The organism is Pseudonocardia asaccharolytica DSM 44247 = NBRC 16224, assembly GCF_000423625.1.
Taxonomy (GTDB): domain Bacteria; phylum Actinomycetota; class Actinomycetes; order Mycobacteriales; family Pseudonocardiaceae; genus Pseudonocardia; species Pseudonocardia asaccharolytica.
Window position 1 is genome coordinate 1 of the sequence record NZ_AUII01000062.1, and the last position, 2,824, is coordinate 2,824.

Here is a 2,824-nt window from a genome sequence, read left to right on the forward strand (position 1 = left end):
TTGGTCGTTGATCCATCTACCGGAGACCTCACTCATCTCCGCTGACCGACACGCACAGGCGACGGACGAAGATCCACTTTTTAAACAGGCGCTAGCCACGAAGGCGCCGCTCGGGTCCCTACAGGTCGTAGTAGAGCATGAACTCCCAGGGGTGCGGCCGCAGGCGGATCTGGTCGACCTCCTTGGTCCGCTTGTAGTCGAGCCAGGTCTCGATCAGGTCGTCGGTGAAGACGCCGCCCTCGATGAGGAAGTCGTGATCCGCCTCCAGAGCATCCAGGACCGCCTCCAGCGACGCCGGCACATGCTTCACCGTTACCGCCTGCTCGGGCTCAAGTTCGTAGAGGTCCTGGTCGATCGGGTCCGGCGGCTCGATCTTGTTCCGGATCCCGTCGAGGCCGGCTTGCAACATCGCGGAGAAGGCGAGATAGGGGTTCGCGGTGGGATCGGGAGGGCGGTATTCGAGGCGCTTCGCCTTGGCGCTCGTCATGTACATGGGGATGCGAACGCAGGCCGAGCGGTTGCGCTGCGAGTACACGAGGTTGATCGGCGCCTCGTAGCCGGGGACCAGGCGGCGGTAGGAGTTGGTGGTCGGTGCGCAGAACGCCAGTAGCGCGGGAGAGTGCTGGAGGAGCCCGCCGACGTAGTAGCGGGCCAGATCGCTGAGTCCCGCGTATCCCGTCTCGTCGTAGAAGAGATTCTCCCCGTTCTTCCACAGGGACTGGTGAACGTGCATGCCGGAGCCGTTGTCGGCGAAGAGTGGCTTGGGCATGAAGGTGGCCGTCTTGCCCGCCCTCCAGGCGACCCCTTTGACCACGTACTTGTAGTTCATCACGTTGTCGGCCATGGCCAGCAGGGACGCGAACCGCATGTCCATCTCGGCCTGGCCGGCGGTACCCACCTCGTGGTGCTGGACCTCGATGGGGATGCCCAGCTCCATGAGGGTCAGGGCCATCTCGCTCCGCAGGTCTTGGTGCTGGTCCATGGGGGGCACCGGGAAGTACCCCTCCTTGTACCGGGGGCGGTAGCCGCGGCTCCCTGGGTGCCCGGACGCCCAGACCCCCTCGACCGACTCGATGTGGTAGTAGCCCTCGTGCTGGTTCTGATCGAAGCGCGCCCCGTCGAAAATGTAGAACTCGAGTTCGGGGCCCCAGTAGGAGACATCGGCGATGCCGCTTGCCTGCAGGTGGGCCTCCGCCTTCCTGGCGACGTAGCGCGGATCGCGTGAGTAGCTCTCCCGCGTCATGGGGTCGACGACGAAGCAGTGCATCTGAAGCGTGGGCACCTCGCGGAACGGGTCCATCACCGCCGTCGTCGGATCCGGCATCAGGAGCATGTCGGACTCGTGGATCGCCTGGAACCCGCGGATCGAGGAGCCGTCGAAGCCGTAGCCCGACTCTATGCCTTCCTCGGTGAGTTCCTCCACGGGGATGGAGAAGTGCTGCATCAGCCCGGGAAGGTCGCAGAACCGAAGGTCCACGATCCGCGCGGCACCGCTCTGGGCAAGTGCGAGGACGTCTTGCGGCGTTTCAGCCATGACCAGCTCCTTGCCAAATTTGGCCGGTTCATCGAAGGATCCAGCGGCACGCCGTCGGATGGCGGCAGTGTCGTCGCCTATGCCGTTGCGAGCGCGTACCGGACGCTGCCGGTGACCAGTGCTGCCCAGGCGCGCATGTTCGCCCTTCTGCAGGCTGCTCTCGTTGCGTCGGAGTTAGTCGTACGCCGTAGCCGGTGCCCACGCTAGGGCCGAGCGTCGTCGAGTAGGGGGAGGTTCAATGCGCCGCGCCGGTGGCCGGGCGCCGAGTCGGGTCTCGAGCGGTTCGTCACCCTCTGACTGCGTTCCATTGGGTGATCCGGGCTCAGATGTCGCGTTGGAGGGCCTGGAGGTTCTTGCATACCCCGCCAAGCCGACGCTCTCCGCCCTTGCAATGCCGATCACCTGACGGCCCGGTCGCCGGAGCAGTCGGCGGATGTGGCGCGTGAGCCATCGGCACACGTGGATGAACGGTGCGAGGAATCGATCATCGGGGCTGCGAACGTCCTTCCATACCTGACGAGCACCCTTGATCGTCAGCGCGACGCCGCCGAGCTGTATGGCGATGCCGAGGAAGAACAACGCGAGTTCCCACACAAGGACGATCTTCGTGTTGCCCACGTCCAGCGCCCATCACGGGGCCAGGCGGCCGAGGAGCGCCGTCCGTGCGGCTGTGGCTGAACATCAGATCAACGCTTCGCGTGGTCGCGCTCGATCTCCCGAGCGTGTTCGGCCATGCGCCGTATGTCGCACGGGTACCGCCGGTACCCGTGCTGCGCTCCGAGCGCGCACGTCTGGCAGTACCCGCGACCCTCGTCCGTGTGCTGGCCGATCAGTGCGTCGGCGAGTCCGGGGTTCTGAACCATGAACTCCTCGAGCGGGTTCATGCCTTGCTCGACTCCTCGGCCACGCTGGTTCCCCTCCCGGATGATCCTACCGCCAGACGTACTGGCTTTCCGATTTGGAAAGATTTGTCAACCTACCGTGACCGAATGCCCCGCGATCCTGACGAGCTGAGCGAACTCGCTCGCCTCTTGTCGCGGGATCTCCACGAGCTGAGCGACGAAGAGTTGATCGCTGCCGCGAGAGCGTCCGGGGAGCTGCACCGCGCCGGACCGGAGCGGACCGGCCGTCTGCTCGCCGAGTTGTACCGACGAGACCAGTTGTCGTGGCCGAAGATCGCTGAGTTGACCGGGATCGGACGCTCCTATGGTGTGTCAAGCCGCGCGGGTGGCTGAGGTGGGCGGGTTCTCGAGCTGGCGGTAGAGCTGGCGGGCGATGTAGCGCTTGAGG

Annotated in this window: 2 protein-coding genes; one reads left to right on the forward strand and one right to left on the reverse strand. The window is 65.2% G+C overall.

Annotation, left to right across the window (positions count from 1 at the left end):
- Positions 1-118 precede the first annotated feature (118 nt).
- The gene (gene glnA, locus G567_RS0124985) at positions 119-1,534 is read right to left on the reverse strand and encodes a type I glutamate--ammonia ligase (RefSeq protein WP_028932054.1); all 1,416 of its coding nucleotides are present in this window, start codon (positions 1,532-1,534) and stop codon (positions 119-121) included.
- Positions 1,535-2,196: 662 nt separating this feature from the next.
- On the opposite strand from glnA, the gene G567_RS34665 reads away from it, so the two are divergent.
- Positions 2,197-2,769 carry a hypothetical protein gene (locus G567_RS34665; protein ID WP_154667190.1) on the forward strand — a complete coding sequence of 191 codons (573 nt, stop codon included), beginning with the start codon at positions 2,197-2,199 and terminating at the stop codon, positions 2,767-2,769.
- Positions 2,770-2,824 lie beyond the last annotated feature (55 nt).

Bases quoted from the DNA above. Each gene is read 5' to 3' on its own strand.
- glnA (WP_028932054.1), bottom strand. From the start codon at position 1,534: ATGGCTGAAACGCCGCAAGACGTCCTCGCACTTGCCCAGAGCGGTGCC.